Genomic DNA, 16,430 nt, shown 5'->3' on the forward strand with positions numbered 1-16,430 from the left:
TCCCGGTAGCCGGTTTCCGCATGGCGCTCCGGATCGCACCGGAAACGAGGCGGGCTCCCTGCCACGGCCTGTATCGCACGCGAAACGAGACCGGTGCCATGCCGCGCCCACATGAAACGGGGCGGGCTCCCGGTGTCCGGAAACCCGCCCCGCCGGCGTCGTGGTGGGAGGTCAGCTACTGGCGGCCAGCGCCAACGCCCGCTCCTTCTTCTTGCGCGATTTGATGATCGTCTCGCGTTCGGATTCCGACAATCCGCCCCAGATTCCGTATGGCTCGTGCACCGCGAGCGCATGAGCTCGGCACATTTGCAGCACCGGACACGATTGGCAAACCGCTTTTGCGCGCGCCTCGCGTCTTGCTCGCGCCGGGCCCCGTTCCCCGTCGGGATGGAAGAAAAATGCGCTGTCCATTCCCCGGCACGATCCCTCGAGTTGCCAATCCCAGACATCGGCGTTGGGGCCGGGTAGCCTGCGTGTATCTGCCATGGTGATCCGCCTCACGGTCGCCGTATGTTCCGGCTGGTGGTGCGCCGAAGTCGGTATTTCGACTGCTCCATTCGGCGCAGTGGCCGTAACGTTAGAAGCGCGCCAATAGTTGTTCAACAGTCCAAGGTCATTTCATTCAATAGGTATCCCCCGCGCGAGTTAGCCACCTCCCTCCAGGCCACCTGGGGTGGCACTGACCTACTGGTCAGCCGACGTTTACCCACATGAGCCGGCATGTATTCACGGCTTGCTCTGAAGTTGCTGGAGCGTGGCGCGGCCGGGATATTTGGGGCGTGCGAGCGGGGATATCGCGGTCCGAGGTGCAACGCGCCGAACGCCAGACCGGTGAGCCCACCCTCCCGGTGTCGGCGGTGGCGCGGCGACTCGGCGTGGCCCCGGCGACGCTGCGCACGTGGGATCGCCGCTACGGCGTCGGGCCGAGCGATCACACCGACGGCAGGCATCGCCGGTACTCCCCGCACGACATCGCCCGGCTGGAGATCATGCAGCGCGCGCTGCTGGCAGGCGCCTCGACGGCCGAGGCGGCCAAGTACGCGCTCGAAGCGATGGTGACCGATCCCGCGGTGGCCGACATCCCCGTGCAGCCGCGTCGACACGGCATGCCGGACGAGCCCCCGCAGGCCTCCCGGCTGGCGCGCAGCCTCAGCGCAGCGGTGTTGCGGCTGGAAAGTCATCGGGTGCAGCTGCTGCTGGAAGAGGCGATCGAGACCGCGGGGCCCGCCGTGGCATGGGAAGAGGTCGTCCGCCCGGTGCTGAGCGCGATCGGTGGCGGGTGGCGCGCGTGCCATGCGGGCGCGGAGTCGAAGCATCTGCTCAAGACGCTGATGTTGGCGGCGCTGCATCGCGCCACACCCGTCGCCCGCCGTCCGCGCAACCACCACCCGGTGCTGCTGGCCGACGAGCCGGGCGAGCGGCCGGACCTGACGGTGCACGCCCTGGCGGCGGAACTGGCCCGACGCGGCATCCACCCCATGACTTTCGGCGGCGGCCTGCCACCGGAAGCTCTGGTCGCGGTCGTCCGCCGGACCAAGCCGGCGGTGGTCGTGCTGTGCGCACAGCGCAGCGAGATCGCCGACGCCACGATCTTTCGACGGATCGCGCGGGGGCGTTCTCGGGGCCGCCTGTTCGCCTGTGGCCCGGGGTGGCAGGGCTTGGACCTGCCCAGGACCGTCGAACCGCTGACGACGCTGCCCTCCGTCGTCGACCGGGTGAGCTACGTGCTGCTGGGCTGAGTGGGCGGCTGTGTTCTGCGGTGCTGAGGGCTTGTTCGCGGTCGCCGGCCGGGACGGTTGCGTGCTGCGGTGCCGAGGGCTCGCTCCCGGTCGTCGGCTGGGAGGTTGCGTGTTGCCGGGCGAGGGTTCGCCCGCAGTTGTCGGTTGGGTCGGCTGCGTGGTGCTGGGTCGAGGGGCAGCCCTCGGCCGTCGATCGGGTCGGCTGCGGGCCGCCGGGCTGAAAGCTCGATACTGACCCGGTGAGCGAGCTGCTGGCCGACCTGCGCGCGATGGCGTTCCACGGCGCGCCCATCGACCAGAGAACGTTGGCTCGCGGCGCGTCAGGTGATCCCGAGGCGCGTTGGCTGACTGGCGTGACGCTCGGCGCTCAGGGGCGCTACGCGGCGGCCTATGCCCTCCTCGAACCGATGCGCACCGCCGCCGACACGGTGCTGGCGTCCTTGGCGTGCAGCACGATCGGGTCGCATCGCAGGCAACTCGGCGGGCACGGGGAGGCCAGGCGCTGGGATTCGACCGCCCTGAAGCTCGCCGCACAGGTCGACGCCGACGAAGCGATGGCCGACGCTCTGTTGGGGCTGGCCGCCGACGCGCTGGCGGTAGGCCGGCTGGCCGAATCCACGTCCCTGGTCTCGCGGGCCGAGAGCCGGGCGCGGAGCCAGTGGCGCACCGAGATCCGGCACGGCTGGGTGACCGCCGAGCTGGCGCTGGCCTCAGGTCGAGCGGCCGACGCCGTAGCGCCTGCGGAGGCGGCGGCGCGCTTATCTCGTGAACATCTGGCGGCCCGCCACGCGGCGAAATCCGACATCGTTCTCGCCGTCGCGCTCACCACGGCCGGCGATCCTGACGGCCGAGCCCGCCGCCTGGCCGTTGACGCCCTCGACACGGCGACCACGGCCGGTTGGTATTCGCTGTGTTGGCCTGCGGCCCTTGCGGCCGCCGACGCGACGCCGCACGACGGTGGCGAGGAGCCCGCGAAGGCCGACTTGCGTGCCTGTGCGGCAGCGCACCTACACAGAGTGTTACGAGCCGCCGATCCCGTGGCGCGCCGGGTCGCCGAGCGGTCACCCTGGGTGCCGAAGTTAGACAAACGTCCCGATTGACCCGAAATACGGACATCCGAGGGAAGAAACTCGAAAAATAGGCCACCAGATCGTGTCAAGGTTGGCCCGAAAGCGTCCGATAGGGGTTATGAGACGTCACCCGGCTGCCGGACAGCTTGACCGTTCCGGACTAGCTGGTTGCCCTCCGTGTGGGGACGCATCGGGGGACTGGCCGCTGGCTGGTGACTGTGAGTAGCGTGTGATGGACGATGAGAGAGGAACTCCCGTGACGACGGTCTTGATCTGTGACGACCGGCGCAGTGTTCGCGAAGGGCTGACGCGGGTGATGTCAGCTGTGCCAGGGGTCAGTCGCATTGACTGCGTGGCGCACGGTGACGAGTTGCTCGCGCGCTTCTCCCGACAGCCGGTGGACGTCGTGCTGGTGGGGACGCAGCGCGCGGTGCCGACCGGCGTGGAGGCCACCCGGCGGTTGGTGGCGGCCAACCCGCAGGCGAACGTCATCGTCTTCGGCGCCCCGGACGACGCGGGGAGCATCGCGGCGGCCATCGCCGGCGGTGCGCGGGGCTACCTGCGGTGGGACGCGTCCCGCCCCGAGCTGGTCGCCGCGCTGGCGCACACGCTGGCCAGCACGTCGGTGCCGACACAGCGGCAGCCGTCGGACCCGGGCGTCCAGCTGACCGAACGGGAGCTGCAGGTGCTGCGCGGCATGAGCCAGGGCAAGAGCAACGGGCAGATCGGCCGTGAGCTGTACCTGTCCGAGGACACGGTGAAGACGCACGCCAGGCGGCTGTTCCGCAAGCTGGGCGTGCGGGACCGGGCGCAGGCGGTGGCGCACGGGTTCCGACGAGGTCTCGTTTCCTGAGAGTGCGGGAATGAACAAGGGCCTTGCGACCGCGAGGCCCTTGTTCGTATGTCTGGATGCGTGCTGGGGTGCTGGACTTCGACCGGTACGGTGGTACGCAGCGGCACGGGGTGACCCGTCAGTAGCCACGCGCCGAGCACTTACCAGCACTTTGTCGTCAATGAGTAACACTGGGACAGTTGTCTGCGATGGCCAATGTGGGGGACGGACTGGACGAGTCGGTCGCCGCTGCCGTAGAGGGTGAGCCTCAAGCGGTCGAGCGGTTGCTGGCTGCCATTCGTCCTTTGGTTGTGCGCTATTGCCGAGCGCGCGTCGGCCGACGGGAAAGGTCGTTTGCCTCGGCGGACGACGTGGCCCAGGAGGTGTGCCTCGCGGTGCTGACGGCTCTGCCTACGTACCGGGATCAGGGACGACCGTTTCTGGCCTTCGTCTACGGCATCGCACAGCACAAGGTTGCCGACGCGCACCGCGCCGCCGCCCGCAACAAGGCGGAGCCGGTGGCCGAAGTACCTGATGACGTCGAAGGTGACGTCGGTCCCGAACAGCATGCCCTACAAGGCGAGCTGAACAAGCGAATGACGAAACTGCTCGAGATCCTGCCGGAGAAGCAGCGCGAGATCGTGGTGCTGCGGGTCGTGGTGGGACTGTCGGCGGAGGAAGCCGCGGAAGCGGTCGGGTCGACACCGGGTGCGGTGCGCGTGGCACAGCACCGGGCGCTGGCTCGGCTGCGCAAAGCGTTGGCCGCAGAGGAGGTGGTCTGAGTGTCGGACTCTTACGACGAGTCGTCGACGCCTGACCTGGCGGCCGTGCACGCCGACGACGCGTTGCTGGACGCCTTGGGCGGCTCGGACCGCAAGGTCGCCGACGAGCTCGGCTCCGCCGAGCTGAACTCGCTGCTGCTGGCGTGGAGCCGGGAGGTCGACAGCGAGCCGATGCCGGAACTGGTGGACACCGAGACCGCGGTGGCCACCATTCGCGCGGCGCGTGAGCAGCAGCGCAACAACAAGGCCCGCCGCAGGCGCATGCTGGTGCCGGTGGCCGCTGCGGCTGCCGTCCTCGGCGTCACGTTCGGCGGGGCGAGCATCGCCGCCCGCGACGCTCAGCCGGGCGACACCCTGTGGGGCCTGACCCAGGTGCTGTACGCGGACAAGGCCGCGTCGGTGGAGGCCTCCTTCCACGTGCGGGCGGAGTTCAAGAAGGCCCGTGAGGCGCTCAACGACGGCGACATCAGCGTCGCCAAGGACGCGCTGGACAAGGCGCAGAAGTCGCTGCGCGACGTGGCGGAAGAAGAAAACCGCGACAGTTTGAAGCAGGAGCACGACCAGCTTCGGCAAGAGCTGGACGCCGGCGGTGGCGGTGACAACTCCGACGACGAGCCGTCCACGCCGGAGGGCGAGGACCCGACGTCGAGCGACGACCCGTCCTCGCCGGGCAGCCACGAGCCGAGTGACCCGTCACCGAGCGACCCGAGCAGCGAGCCGAGTGAGCCGAGCAGCGAGCCGTCGACCCCGCCGTCGACCCCGTCCAGCTCGGAGTCGCAGGAGGCGAGCTCGTCGCAGACGCGGACGCAGTCCGAGACGAGCACCGACTCGAACGGGTAGATCCAGGCACGACGAACAGCGCTGCGCACGGCCGTCAGGCTCGCGCAGCGCTTTCTTTTCGAGTGATCTGGCCGGTGGTCAGCGTGCGGCGTCGGTCGCGCGTACGCCCTCAGCGAAACCGCGGCAGTAGTCCCAGCTCACATAGTCCATCGGGTTCGGAGCGAACGCGGGCTCGTGCGGCCGGATCTGCCCGTCGGTGAGCAGTTGCTCGAGACTGGCCCGCAACAGGTGCCACTCGTGGTAGTGCGGCTCGTTGCAGTCGGCGCAGTCGACGACGATGCCACGGATCCCCCGCGGCTCGAGAAGCTGCTGGTAGACGCGCAGATCCTGCAGGTCGGCCAACAGCTCGGCGCGCTCGTCATCGCTGATCGGCGTTGCCGGTTCGTCATCCATCGCGGCCAGATCCCGCGCCGGGTCGTGCGGGTCGTCGGCGAACGGGTCGGGCGGCATGTCATGCGAGTGCACGACAAGAACGGTACAGGGTCGGCTCGGGTGTCTGTCCAGATACCATCGACGCATGACCAGCCACACCCGGCCTGACGAGGAGTTCGTCCCGAGCAAGTTCGCGCCACTCGGGCTGACATTCGACGACGTATTGCTGCTCCCGGCGGAAACGGACGTTGTGCCGAGCGAGGTGGACATCTCCGCCCGGCTGTCCCGCAACATCACCCTGCGGATTCCGGTGGTCTCGGCCGCGATGGACACCGTGACCGAGGCGCGCATGGCGATTGCGATGGCCCGTCAGGGCGGGATCGGCGTGCTGCAGCGCAACTTGTCCATCGACGACCAGGCCTCCCAGGTCGAGGTGGTCAAGCGGTCCGAGGCCGGGATGGTGACCGACCCGGTGACGTGTTCGCCGGAGGACACGCTGGCCGAGGTGGACGCGTTGTGTGCGCGGTATCGCATTTCCGGCGTGCCGGTGACGGACCCGGACGGCACCCTTGTGGGCATCATCACCAATCGCGACATGCGCTTCGAGGTCGACCACTCGCGGCCGGTCGCCGAGGTGATGACCAAGCCGCCGTTGATCACCGCTCAGGTCGGGGTGTCGGCGGACGTCGCGCTGAGTCTGCTGCGCCGCCACAAGGTGGAGAAGCTGCCGATCGTCGACGGCGCGGGCAAGCTGCGCGGCCTGATCACGGTCAAGGACTTCGTCAAGACCGAGCAGTACCCGAACGCCACCAAGGACCCGGACGGCCGGCTGTTGTGCGCGGCAGCGGTCGGGGTCGGCGCGGATGGCCGTAAGCGCGCGCACGCGCTCGCGGACGCCGGTGTGGACGCCATCGTGGTGGACACCGCCCATGGCCACTCGCGCAACGTGCTGGAGACGATCGCCCTGCTCAAGAAGGAGCTGGGTGACACGGTCGACATCATCGGCGGCAATGTCGCCACCCGCGCGGGTGCGCAGGCGATGGTCGATGCCGGCGCCGACGCGGTGAAGGCCGGCGTCGGGCCTGGCTCGATCTGCACCACGCGGGTCGTCGCCGGGGTCGGTGTGCCGCAGATCTCCGCGATCTACGAGGTCGCGCAGGCATGCGCGCCTGCCGGTGTTCCGGTGATCGGCGACGGTGGCATCCAGTACTCCGGGGACATCGCCAAGGCCATCGCGGCCGGTGCGTCCACGGTGATGCTGGGCAGCCTGCTGGCCGGTACCGACGAATCGCCCGGCGAACTGATCCTGGTCAACGGCAACCAGTACAAGACCTACCGCGGCATGGGGTCGCTGGGCGCCATGCAGTCGCGCGCCAACGGCAAGTCCTACTCGCGCGACCGGTACGCCCAGGACGACGTGCTGTCGGACGACAAGCTGGTGCCGGAAGGCATCGAGGCCCGCACGCCGTATCGCGGGCCGCTGGCCACCGTGCTGCACCAGCTGGTCGGCGGGCTGCGGTCGGGCATGGGCTTCACCGGCGCGCGCACGATCGAGGAGCTGCAGCAGGCCCAGCTGGTGCGGATCACCGCGGCCGGGTTGAAGGAGTCGCACCCGCACGACGTGGTGATGACGGCGGAGGCGCCGAACTACACGGTGCGTAAGTAGCGGCCCCCGCCGAGGGGTCGGCATGCGGCCGACGCGGAGAAAGCTAGGCTCTACCGCGTGCGTGATGTAGTCGAGATCGGCATGGGCCGAACCGCCCGGCGGGCGTATGACCTGGACGATGTGGAGATCGTGCCGTCGCGGCGGACGCGGTCGTCCAAAATCGTCTCGACCGCCTGGCAGATCGACGCCTACCGCTTCGAGCTGCCGCTGGTGACCCATCCGACGGATGCCATCGTCTCGCCGCAGACGGCCGTCGAGATCGGCAAGCTCGGTGGGCTCGGTGTGCTCAACGCGGAAGGCCTGTGGGCCCGGCACAGCAACGTCGACGAGGTGTTGCAGGCGCTGCTGGTCGCCGCGGAGAACATGGAGGACCCCGCGGCGCTGACCCGCGAGCTGCAGCGGCTGCACTCGGAGCCGGTGCGTCCGGAGCTGATCGCGGCGGCGCTCAAGCAGGTGCGGGACGCCGACGTCACGGTGGCCGCGCGGGTCAGCCCGCAGAACGCCGCCGAGCTGACGCCGCACCTGTTGTCCGCAGGCGTGGAGATCCTGGTCGTGCAGGGCACCATCGTCTCGGCGGAGCACGTCAGCGGCGAGGACAACGAGCCGCTGAACCTCAAGGACTTCATCTCCGACCTGGACATCCCGGTCATCGCCGGTGGTGTCAGCGACTACCGCACGGCGATGCACCTGATGCGGACCGGAGCGGCCGGTGTGCTGGTCGGCCACGGTTACTCCCCAGGAGTCACCTCGACCGACCGGGTGCTGGGTATCGGCGTGCCGATGGCCACCGCGATCATCGACGCCGCCGCGGCCCGCCGGGACTACCTCGACGAGACTGGTGGCCGCTACGTGCACGTGATCGCCGACGGCGCCATCAATTGCAGCGGTGACCTGGCGAAAGCCATCGCTTGCGGCGCGGACGCCGTGATGCTCGGTGCCCCGCTCGCCGGTTACCGCGACGCGCCTGGCCGTGGCCTGTACTGGACCGCGGCCGCCGCGCATCCGTCGCTGCCGCGCTCGCGCATCGCCATGGGCCCGGACGTCGACGTCGACCTGGAGACGCTGCTGTACGGGCCGTCGTTCGAGCCGGACGGCCGGATCAACCTGTTCGGCGCCCTGCGCCGGGCGATGGCCAAGACCGGTTACTCCGACCTGAAGGAATTCCAGAAGGTCGGGCTCACCGTGCGGGCCTGATCGCCGTGACGTCGGTGACTCGTCGGTAACTTACCCGTAGTCAGCAGGCGGGTCCGCGATTACGCTGGCCGGTATGCCCACCACGCACGACTACGACGTCATCATCGTCGGCTCCGGATTCGGCGGCAGTGTCTCGGCGCTCCGGCTGACCGAGAAGGGATACCGGGTCGCGGTCATCGAGGCAGGCAGGCGGTTCTCCGACGAGGATTTCGCCAAGACGTCGTGGGATCTGCGCAAGTTCCTGTGGGCGCCGGAGTTCGGCTGCTACGGCGTGCAGCGCATCCACTTGCTCGATGACGTGCTGGTGCTGGCCGGAGCCGGTGTCGGCGGCGGGTCGCTGAACTACGCGAACACGCTCTACCGCCCGCTGAAGCCGTTCTACCAGGACAAACAGTGGGCGCACATCACCGACTGGGAGTCCGAGCTGGCGCCGTACTACGACCAGGCCTCCCGCATGCTCGGTGTCGTCGAGTGCCCGCTGGACACCCCGCACGACGAGGTCATGCGCAAGGTCGCGGCCCGGATGGGCATCTCGGAGACCTACCACGCGACACAGGTGGGCGTGTACTTCGGCAAGCCGGGTGAGCGCGCGGCGGACCCGTACTTCGGCGGCGCGGGCCCGGAGCGCACCGGGTGTATCGAGTGCGGCAACTGCATGGTCGGGTGCAGGCACAACGCGAAGAACACGTTGACCAAGAACTACCTGTACCTGGCCGAGCAGAACGGCGCCAAGATCATCCCGATGACCACGGTCACCGCGGTGCGGGAACGCTCCGACGGCGGCTTCGACGTGGACATTCGCAAGACGGGCAAGCGGTCCAAGCACTACCGGCACACGCTGACCGCGGCGAAGGTCGTGCTGGCCGCGGGCACCTGGGGCACCCAGAACCTGCTGCACAAGATGCGCGCGACCGGCCAGCTGCCCCGGCTCTCCGCCCGGCTCGGCGAGCTGACCAGGACGAACTCCGAGGCGATCATCGGCTCGTCCCGGTTCTCCGTCGACCCGAACCGGGATTTCAGCCGCGGCATCGCGATCACGTCGTCGATCCACCCGGACGAGAACACTCACCTGGAGCCGGTCCGCTACGGCAAGGGCTCGAACGCGATGGGTCTGCTGCAGACGCTGGCCACCGAGGGCGACAGCGACGTGCCGCGCTGGAAACAGTTCCTGTCGTATCTGGTTCGCCACCCGATCATCGCCGCCCGGTTGGTGCACCAGTACCGGTGGAGCGAGCGGACGATGATCCTGCTGGTCATGCAGAGCCGGGACAACTCGCTCACCACGTACACCACCAAGCGGTTCGGTCGCTGGTGGTACCGGTCCAAGCAGGGCCACGGCGAGCCGAACCCGGCGTTCATCCGGGCAGGCTACGAAGCCAACCAGGCCATCGCCGAGGAGATCGGCGGCATCGCGGGCAGCACGTGGAGCGAGTTGTTCAACATCCCCATGACCGCGCACTTCCTCGGCGGCTGCGCCATCGGCGCGAACCCGGAGGAAGGTGTCATCGACCCGTACCACCGGGTGTTCGGTCATCCCGGCCTGTCCGTGGTGGACGGCGCCGCGGTCAGCGCGAACCTCGGCGTGAACCCGTCGCTGACCATCACCGCGCAGGCGGAGCGGGCGATGTCGTTCTGGCCGAACAAGGGTGAGGAAGACCCGCGTCCGCAGCCGGGCAGCCCGTACCAGCGGATCAAGCCCGTGCCGCCGCGCCGCCCCGCCGTGCCCGAAGGGGCACCGGGCGCGCTTCGCTTGCCGCTGGTCGACGTGCGCTGACCGACCGCCGGGTCAACCTCCCGGCCGCTGACACGTCCTGCTGGGCAGGAGGTGTCAGACATGACGGTGTCCAGACGCACGGTGCTCGGCGCACTCGGCGCCGGCCTCGCCACGCTCTCCGGGTGCACCGAGGCGATCCGCGCCGATCTGGGCAGCCGGGAGGTGTCCGAGTCGACGGGGCCGTTGGCGCCGCCGTCCACGGTGCAGCCCGCGGGCTCGAGCAAGGGCTGGTCGGGCCTGCGCGACGCTCTCGAGGGACGCCTGGTGTTGCCTGCCGATTCCGGTTACGCCGCCGCGAAGCGGGCCTTCAATCCGCAGTTCGACACGCGGAAGCCGGCGGCGATCGCTCAGGTCGCGAGCGCGTCCGACGTGCAGCGCTGTGTCGAGCACGCACGGTCGGCCGACGTGCCGGTCGCCGCACGTTGCGGCGGGCACAGCTACCCGGGCTACTCCACACCGGCACGCGGGCTGATCATCGACCTCGGCAGGCTGCGTCACGTCACCGTGCGCGACGACGGGACCGCCGTCATCGGTGCCGGTGCCAGGTTGGGCGACGTCTACGCGGCACTCGCCGCGCGTGGACGGTGCCTCCCCGCCGGATCATGCCCGACGGTCGGCATCAGCGGCTTGACGTTGGGTGGCGGTATCGGCGTGCTGAGCCGGCAGTACGGGCTGACGTGTGATCAGCTGGTGTCTGCGCGCGTCGTGACCGCGGACGGTACGTACCGCTCGGTGTCCGATCAGCGGCACGCCGACTTGTTCTGGGCACTTCGCGGTGGCGGCGGAGGCAACTTCGGCGTGGTCACCCACTTCACCTTCCACACGGTCGCGGCTCCCCGCGTCACGATCTTCTCGCTGCGGTTTCCGCCGGGCAGCACCCCTGCCGTGCTGGGCGCCTGGCAGGAGTGGGTTCGCTCGGCATCCAACCAGCTGTGGTCGAACCTGGTCGTCACCTCGGGTTCGCCGCCGAGCTGCCGGGTCGGCGGCACCTTCGTCGGAGGGGCCGGCCCGCTGCAGACGCTGCTCGACCGCCTGGTGCGCGCCGCAGGGGCGACGCCGAGCACGCGCGTGGTGGGCGAGAAGTCCTATCTCGAGGCAATGCGCTACTTCGCAGGCACCGCCACCCGCGAACGCTTCTTCGGGACCTCACGCATCATGCAGCGGCCGCTGGCCGACCCGGCGCAGCTGGTCGATCCGGTCGACGGGCAACCGGGCGTGGTCCTCATCGTGGATGCCCTCGGTGGGAAGGTGGCCGCGCACCAGCCGTCCGACACGGCGTTCCCGCACCGCTCGGCTTTGGCCACGGTCCAGATCTACACGCAAACCCACGCCGACACCGCACGAGCGGTCCGTGACGAGCTCGGTGCCGTGCTGGGCGGCCACGGCTACGTGAACTACCTGGACCGCACGATGCCGTCGTGGGGCAAGGCGTACTACGGGCGCAATCTGCCGCGCTTGCGCACCGTCGGGCAGCGCTACGACCCGGATGGTGTGTTCGACTTCGCTCAGAACGTCTCCCGCGCCTGAGTTGTGCGGGCGACCTGCGATGATGAGGTACATGTCGCAGCAGCAAGCCGGCCCGGTGCTCGTCGTCGACTTCGGTGCGCAGTACGCGCAGCTGATCGCCCGGCGAGTGCGCGAGGCCCAGGTGTACTCCGAGGTCGTCGCGCACACCACGCCGGTGTCGGAGATGCTCGAGCGCAACCCGTCGGCCATCGTGCTCTCCGGTGGCCCGTCGTCGGTCTACGAGGAAGGCGCCCCGGGAGTCGACCCGCAGCTGTTCGAAGCGGGCGTGCCCGTGTTCGGCATCTGCTACGGGTTCCAGGCGATGGCCCGCGCGCTGGGCGGCGAGGTCGAGCACACCGGCAACCGGGAGTACGGCCGCACCGAGCTGTCCGTCACCGACCCCGGCGTGCTGCACGCGGAGCTGCCCTCGCGGCATCCGGTGTGGATGTCGCACGGTGACGAGGTGAGCAAGGCGCCGGAGGGTTTCACGGTGACCGCGGCGAGCCCGCGCGCCACGGTCGCCGCGTTCGAGAACCTCGAGCGTCGCCTGGCCGGCGTGCAGTACCACCCCGAGGTGGCGCACTCGCCGCACGGGCAGGAGGTGCTGAGGCGGTTCCTGCACGACATCGCCGGGGTGCGCCCGCAATGGACGACGGCCTCGATCGTGGACGAGCAGGTGACGCGCATCCGCGAGCAGATCGGCGACGGGCGGGCGATCTGCGGCCTGTCCGGTGGCGTCGACTCCGCGGTCGCGGCCGCGCTGGTGCAGAAGGCCATCGGCGACCGGCTGACCTGCGTGTTCGTCGATCACGGGCTGCTGCGTGCGGGGGAGCGCGCCCAGGTCGAGCGGGACTTCGTGGCCGCCACCGGGGTGCGACTGGTGACCGTCGACGCACGCGATCGGTTCCTCGACGCGCTGGCCGGGGTCACCGACCCGGAGCAGAAGCGCAAGATCATCGGCCGCGAGTTCATCCGGGTGTTCGAGCAGGCCGAGCGCGACCTGAAAGCCGAGGGCGACTACCGCTTCCTGGTCCAGGGGACGCTGTACCCGGACGTGGTGGAGTCGGGTGGCGGCTCGGGCGCGGCGAACATCAAGTCACACCACAACGTCGGCGGGCTGCCGGACGATCTGCAGTTCGAGCTGGTCGAACCGCTGCGGCTGCTGTTCAAGGACGAGGTCCGCCGGGTGGGCGCCGAACTGGGCCTGCCGGAGACGATCATCCACCGGCACCCGTTCCCCGGCCCGGGCCTGGCCATCCGCATCGTGGGTGCGGTCGACGCCGAGCGGCTGGAGACGCTGCGGGCGGCCGACGCGATCGCCCGCGAGGAGATCTCCGCGGCCGGTCTGGACCGCGAGATCTGGCAGTGCCCGGTGGTGTTGCTCGCCGACGTGCGCAGCGTGGGGGTGCAGGGCGACGGCCGCACCTACGGCCACCCTGTGGTGCTGCGGCCGGTCTCGTCCGAGGACGCCATGACGGCCGACTGGACGCGACTGCCCTACGACGTGCTGGAGCGCATCTCCACCCGCATCACCAACGAGGTCGCCGAGGTCAACCGGGTCGTGCTGGACGTGACGTCCAAGCCGCCGGGCACCATCGAGTGGGAGTGACGCTCCTCAGCGGCGCAGCGACGAGGCGAGCAGCCCGATGCCGAGCAGCCCGGCGATCCCGGCGAGGATCCAGCGCAGGTCGATCGCGGGCAGCCAGCTCTCGCCGCCCAGGATGTAGGCCGCGACCAGCACAGTCGCCAGGCCACCGGCCAGCGCGACCGGGTCGAGGCTGCGTTCCTGGGGAGCGGGGTCAGCGGACACGGGTCACCTCCACGGTTCCGGCCATGCTGGAGACGTCGAGGGTGATCTGCGGCCCCTCGCCGACGCCTTCCTCGGTCACGGTGACGTCGTCCACGCCCAGGCCGTGCACCTGACGGCCGAGGCAATCGATCTGGCCCATCGAGTTCTCGCAGGTCAGCGTGACGTCCGCGGTTTCGGGGAGGATCACGTTCGCTTCGCCCATGCCGACCGCGACCTTGGTTCTCACCGGCTCGGAGTCCGCAGGCAGGTCGGTCAGATCCAGTGTGATCGTGCCACCGGTTCGCTGGTAGACGTCGCGCACCTCGGCGGCGCTCTGCGGGCGCGCGTTCAGTTCGCCGAAGCCGCCGCCGGGCATCTCCGCCAGCGGCAGCGTGGTGACCAGCAGGCCCGCGATGCTCAGCGGCACCGCCAGCCCGAGCAGCGGGCGCCCGCCGCCGGTGAACGCGCTGAACACCATGCCGATGCCCAGCACAGCCAGGCTGGTCCCGATGACGGTGTCGAGCGTGAACCACGGGACGCCGAGGATCGCCAGCGTCGACGTCACGGCCGCGGTCAGCAGCATCGCCCCGACGGTGATCGCGGCGCTCACCGCGTGCCGGCGGGGAGTGGGCGGACGGCCGCCAGGCCCGCTCGGCCCGCTCGGTTGAGGGGCGGAGCCGGACTCCCCGTGTGACGTCACCGGCTCGTCGGAGAACTGCCAGCCGAGCGGGTCGGCGCCGAGCGGGTCCCACACCCCCGCCGGGGGCTGGTAGTTGCTCTCCGTGGCCTCGTCCGGCGACAGCGTCGACGGCTGTGCCGAGAAGGATGCCGACGCGGCGTGCCCGGCAACCGGCGCGGTCGGCCGATTCCGGTCGCCTCGGGTGTGGTGCAGCATGAACACTCCGATGAGGATGAGAGCGGTCAAGGCGATGCCGGTGCCCTGCAACCAGCCGCTGAACGTCCATCCGGACGTGAGGAACAGCGCGATGCACAGGCCGATGGTCACGTGCGGCGGCGTCGTGCTGTGGCCCTTGCCGACCAAGGACTCGAGCGCGGACACGTCGTCCCGCTCGTCCGGCAGCAACAGCCAGCCGATCAGGTAGAGCGTGACGCCGAAGCCGCCGAAGACGGTCGCGACGAGCAGCGCGATGCGCACCAGGACCGGATCGATGCCGTAGCGGGCGCCGATACCGGAAGCCACGCCCGCGACCACCCGTCCGCGCACCGTGCGCCGCGGGCGAGAAATCCAGAAGTCCTTCAGCGTGTCGGCCAAGTCGGAGCCGCCGCCGGACCGGTTGCGCGCTGCTGTGCTCATGGCATCGATGATGCTCGTTCGGCCCGGGCGCGCACATCGGGGAACAACCCTGATATCGGCCAGGTCGAGGCACACTAATCAGGGGGAATCCCTGATGCGGCACCTGCCTGACCCGTGTGAGCATGATCGCTGGTGACTAGACGACGCGAGCAGCCGAACAACGAGCTCCGGGCCACCGCGACCGCGGCGAGCCCGATGCTCGTGCGCGCACCAGCCGGGGTCAAGGTGCCCGCCCGAGCCACGCCGTCCGCGGTGGTGAGCCCGGAATCCGTTGATCGGCTGACCCGCAGGCGCAGCGGCCGGGTTCTCGCCGGCGTCGCAGGCGGGGTGGCCGACCACCTCGGGGTGAAGGTCGGCACGGTCCGCTTGGTGTTCGCCTTGCTGAGCGGGCTCAGCGGCGCGGGCGTGCTGCTCTACGGCCTGCTGTGGATCTTCGTGCCGCAGCGATCGGCCGAGGACGACGTCGAAGTCACCCCGCGCGAGCGTCAGCAAGCCCTCGGGCTGTTGGCACTGGGCGGCGTGCTGGCGGTGCTCGGGGGCACGCTCAGCGGGTCGTTCAGCGCCTGGGTGGCAGGCCCGCTGGCGATCGCGTTGGTCGGTGCCGTGCTGGTGTGGCGCGAGGCCGACGAGTCGCAGCGCCGCCGCTGGCGCCGGGGACCGGTCGGGGCGGTCCTCGGTGGGGGCGGCTGGCAGGCGGCGCTGCGCATCCTCGCCGGCGCCGCACTGGTGCTCAGCGGCATCGGTGTGGTGGCGTTGCGCGAGGGAACGTTCGAACAGATCCAGTTCGCCGTCATCGCGGTGGTCGCCACGCTGATCGGCGTCGCCGTGCTGACGGTGCCGTTCTGGCTGCGCATCACGCGTGACCTCGGTGAGGAGCGCCGGGAACGTATCCGGTCCGAGGAACGCGCCGAGATCGCCGCCCACCTGCACGACTCGGTGCTGCAGACGCTGGCGTTGATCCAGAAGCAGGCGGATTCGCCGCGGGAGGTCGTGCGGCTGGCCAGGGGACAGGAGCGCCAGCTGCGCACATGGCTCTACGGCGCGTCCGGTTACGGCGGCGACGATGCCGAGCGTTCGGGCTCGACGCAGCGGTTGTCGGAAGCGTTGGCCGAGGTGTGCGGCGAGGTCGAGGACACCTTCGCCATCTCGGTCCAGCACGTCACGGTCGGCGACGTCGACCTCAGCGAGCCGATCGTCGCGGTGGTGCAGGCCGCCCGCGAGGCCATGGTCAACGCCGCCAAGCACGCCGGCGTGCAGGAGGTCAGCGTGTACGCCGAGGTCGAGCCGGGCAAGGTGTCGGTGTTCGTGCGAGACCGGGGCAAGGGATTCGATCCCGACGCGGTCCCCGCGGACCGGCACGGCCTGGCCGACTCGATCAAGGGGCGGATGAGCCGCAACGGGGGCAATTGCGAGGTACGCACGACCATCGGCGAGGGGACCGAGGTGCGGCTGGAGATGCCGGTGCCGGACGCCGCATGAGCCTGGAGCGGACCCGGGCCGGGGATGCCGCGTGAGGTCACAAGACTCCCCGGCTCGTGCGCTTGCGCTGTA

At 69.9% G+C, this 16,430-nt stretch carries 15 protein-coding genes; 11 read left to right on the top strand and 4 right to left on the bottom strand.

Features of this window, described 5'->3' with window-relative positions; all coding sequences use genetic code 11:
- Window positions 1-171: 171 nt before the first annotated feature.
- Window positions 172-486 carry a WhiB family transcriptional regulator gene (locus YWM_RS24670; protein WP_043662015.1) on the bottom strand — a complete coding sequence of 105 codons (315 nt, stop codon included), beginning with the start codon at window positions 484-486 and terminating at the stop codon, window positions 172-174.
- A gap of 293 nt (window positions 487-779) precedes the next feature.
- Between YWM_RS24670 and YWM_RS0119755 the strand changes: the two genes are divergently transcribed.
- The 5 genes from YWM_RS0119755 (at window position 780) to YWM_RS24675 (ending at window position 5,263) form a co-directional block, all read left to right on the top strand.
- Complete coding sequence (locus YWM_RS0119755) at window positions 780-1,739, top strand: MerR family transcriptional regulator (protein ID WP_281168835.1); 960 nt, start codon at window positions 780-782, stop codon at window positions 1,737-1,739.
- 239 nt (window positions 1,740-1,978) lie between these two features.
- Entirely contained in the window at window positions 1,979-2,839 is an 861-nt protein-coding gene (locus YWM_RS0119760; protein ID WP_028852141.1) for a hypothetical protein, read from the top strand.
- 226 nt (window positions 2,840-3,065) lie between these two features.
- Entirely contained in the window at window positions 3,066-3,662 is a 597-nt protein-coding gene (locus tag YWM_RS0119765) for a response regulator transcription factor (RefSeq protein ID WP_028852142.1), read from the top strand.
- Window positions 3,663-3,850: 188 nt separating this feature from the next.
- The gene (locus YWM_RS0119770) at window positions 3,851-4,423 is read left to right on the top strand and encodes a sigma-70 family RNA polymerase sigma factor (RefSeq protein WP_028852143.1); all 573 of its coding nucleotides are present in this window, start codon (window positions 3,851-3,853) and stop codon (window positions 4,421-4,423) included.
- On the top strand, window positions 4,424-5,263 hold the full coding sequence (locus YWM_RS24675; RefSeq protein ID WP_052345163.1) for an anti-sigma-D factor RsdA: 840 nt from the start codon (window positions 4,424-4,426) through the stop codon (window positions 5,261-5,263).
- Between the two features lie 78 nt (window positions 5,264-5,341).
- Here YWM_RS24675 and YWM_RS0119785 read toward each other — a convergent pair whose 3' ends face one another.
- Window positions 5,342-5,713, bottom strand: coding sequence for a DUF5319 domain-containing protein (locus YWM_RS0119785; protein ID WP_028852144.1), 372 nt, complete (start codon window positions 5,711-5,713; stop codon window positions 5,342-5,344).
- A gap of 67 nt (window positions 5,714-5,780) precedes the next feature.
- Between YWM_RS0119785 and guaB the strand changes: the two genes are divergently transcribed.
- The 5 genes from guaB to guaA all read left to right on the top strand — a co-directional run bounded on the left by guaB (window position 5,781) and on the right by guaA (window position 13,384).
- Window positions 5,781-7,301: an IMP dehydrogenase gene (guaB, locus tag YWM_RS0119790; protein ID WP_028852145.1), complete on the top strand. Its 1,521-nt coding sequence runs from the start codon at window positions 5,781-5,783 to the stop codon at window positions 7,299-7,301.
- Window positions 7,302-7,358: 57 nt separating this feature from the next.
- Entirely contained in the window at window positions 7,359-8,495 is a 1,137-nt protein-coding gene (locus YWM_RS0119795; RefSeq protein ID WP_028852146.1) for a GuaB3 family IMP dehydrogenase-related protein, read from the top strand.
- Between the two features lie 73 nt (window positions 8,496-8,568).
- Window positions 8,569-10,269 (top strand): FAD-dependent oxidoreductase, encoded by a 1,701-nt coding sequence (locus YWM_RS0119800; RefSeq protein WP_028852147.1) that lies wholly within the window; start codon window positions 8,569-8,571, stop codon window positions 10,267-10,269.
- 60 nt (window positions 10,270-10,329) lie between these two features.
- Window positions 10,330-11,796, top strand: coding sequence for an FAD-binding oxidoreductase (locus YWM_RS0119805; RefSeq protein ID WP_028852148.1), 1,467 nt, complete (start codon window positions 10,330-10,332; stop codon window positions 11,794-11,796).
- A 31-nt stretch (window positions 11,797-11,827) separates the two neighbouring features.
- On the top strand, window positions 11,828-13,384 hold the full coding sequence (guaA, locus tag YWM_RS0119810; protein WP_156914844.1) for a glutamine-hydrolyzing GMP synthase: 1,557 nt from the start codon (window positions 11,828-11,830) through the stop codon (window positions 13,382-13,384).
- 6 nt (window positions 13,385-13,390) lie between these two features.
- Here guaA and YWM_RS0119815 read toward each other — a convergent pair whose 3' ends face one another.
- Both YWM_RS0119815 and YWM_RS0119820 read right to left on the bottom strand, forming a co-directional pair.
- A complete protein-coding gene (locus tag YWM_RS0119815; RefSeq protein WP_028852150.1) occupies window positions 13,391-13,585 on the bottom strand; it encodes a hypothetical protein in 195 nt (64 codons plus the stop codon).
- Window positions 13,575-14,879 (bottom strand): PspC domain-containing protein, encoded by a 1,305-nt coding sequence (locus YWM_RS0119820; RefSeq protein ID WP_028852151.1) that lies wholly within the window; start codon window positions 14,877-14,879, stop codon window positions 13,575-13,577. The genes YWM_RS0119815 and YWM_RS0119820 overlap by 11 nt, the downstream gene beginning before the upstream one ends.
- A 195-nt stretch (window positions 14,880-15,074) precedes the next feature.
- Here YWM_RS0119820 and YWM_RS24680 point away from each other — a divergent pair, with 195 nt between their 5' ends.
- Window positions 15,075-16,358 carry an ATP-binding protein gene (locus YWM_RS24680; protein ID WP_084612524.1) on the top strand — a complete coding sequence of 428 codons (1,284 nt, stop codon included), beginning with the start codon at window positions 15,075-15,077 and terminating at the stop codon, window positions 16,356-16,358.
- Window positions 16,359-16,430 lie beyond the last annotated feature (72 nt).

Source organism: Thermocrispum municipale DSM 44069, assembly GCF_000427825.1.
Lineage (GTDB): Bacteria > Actinomycetota > Actinomycetes > Mycobacteriales > Pseudonocardiaceae > Thermocrispum > Thermocrispum municipale.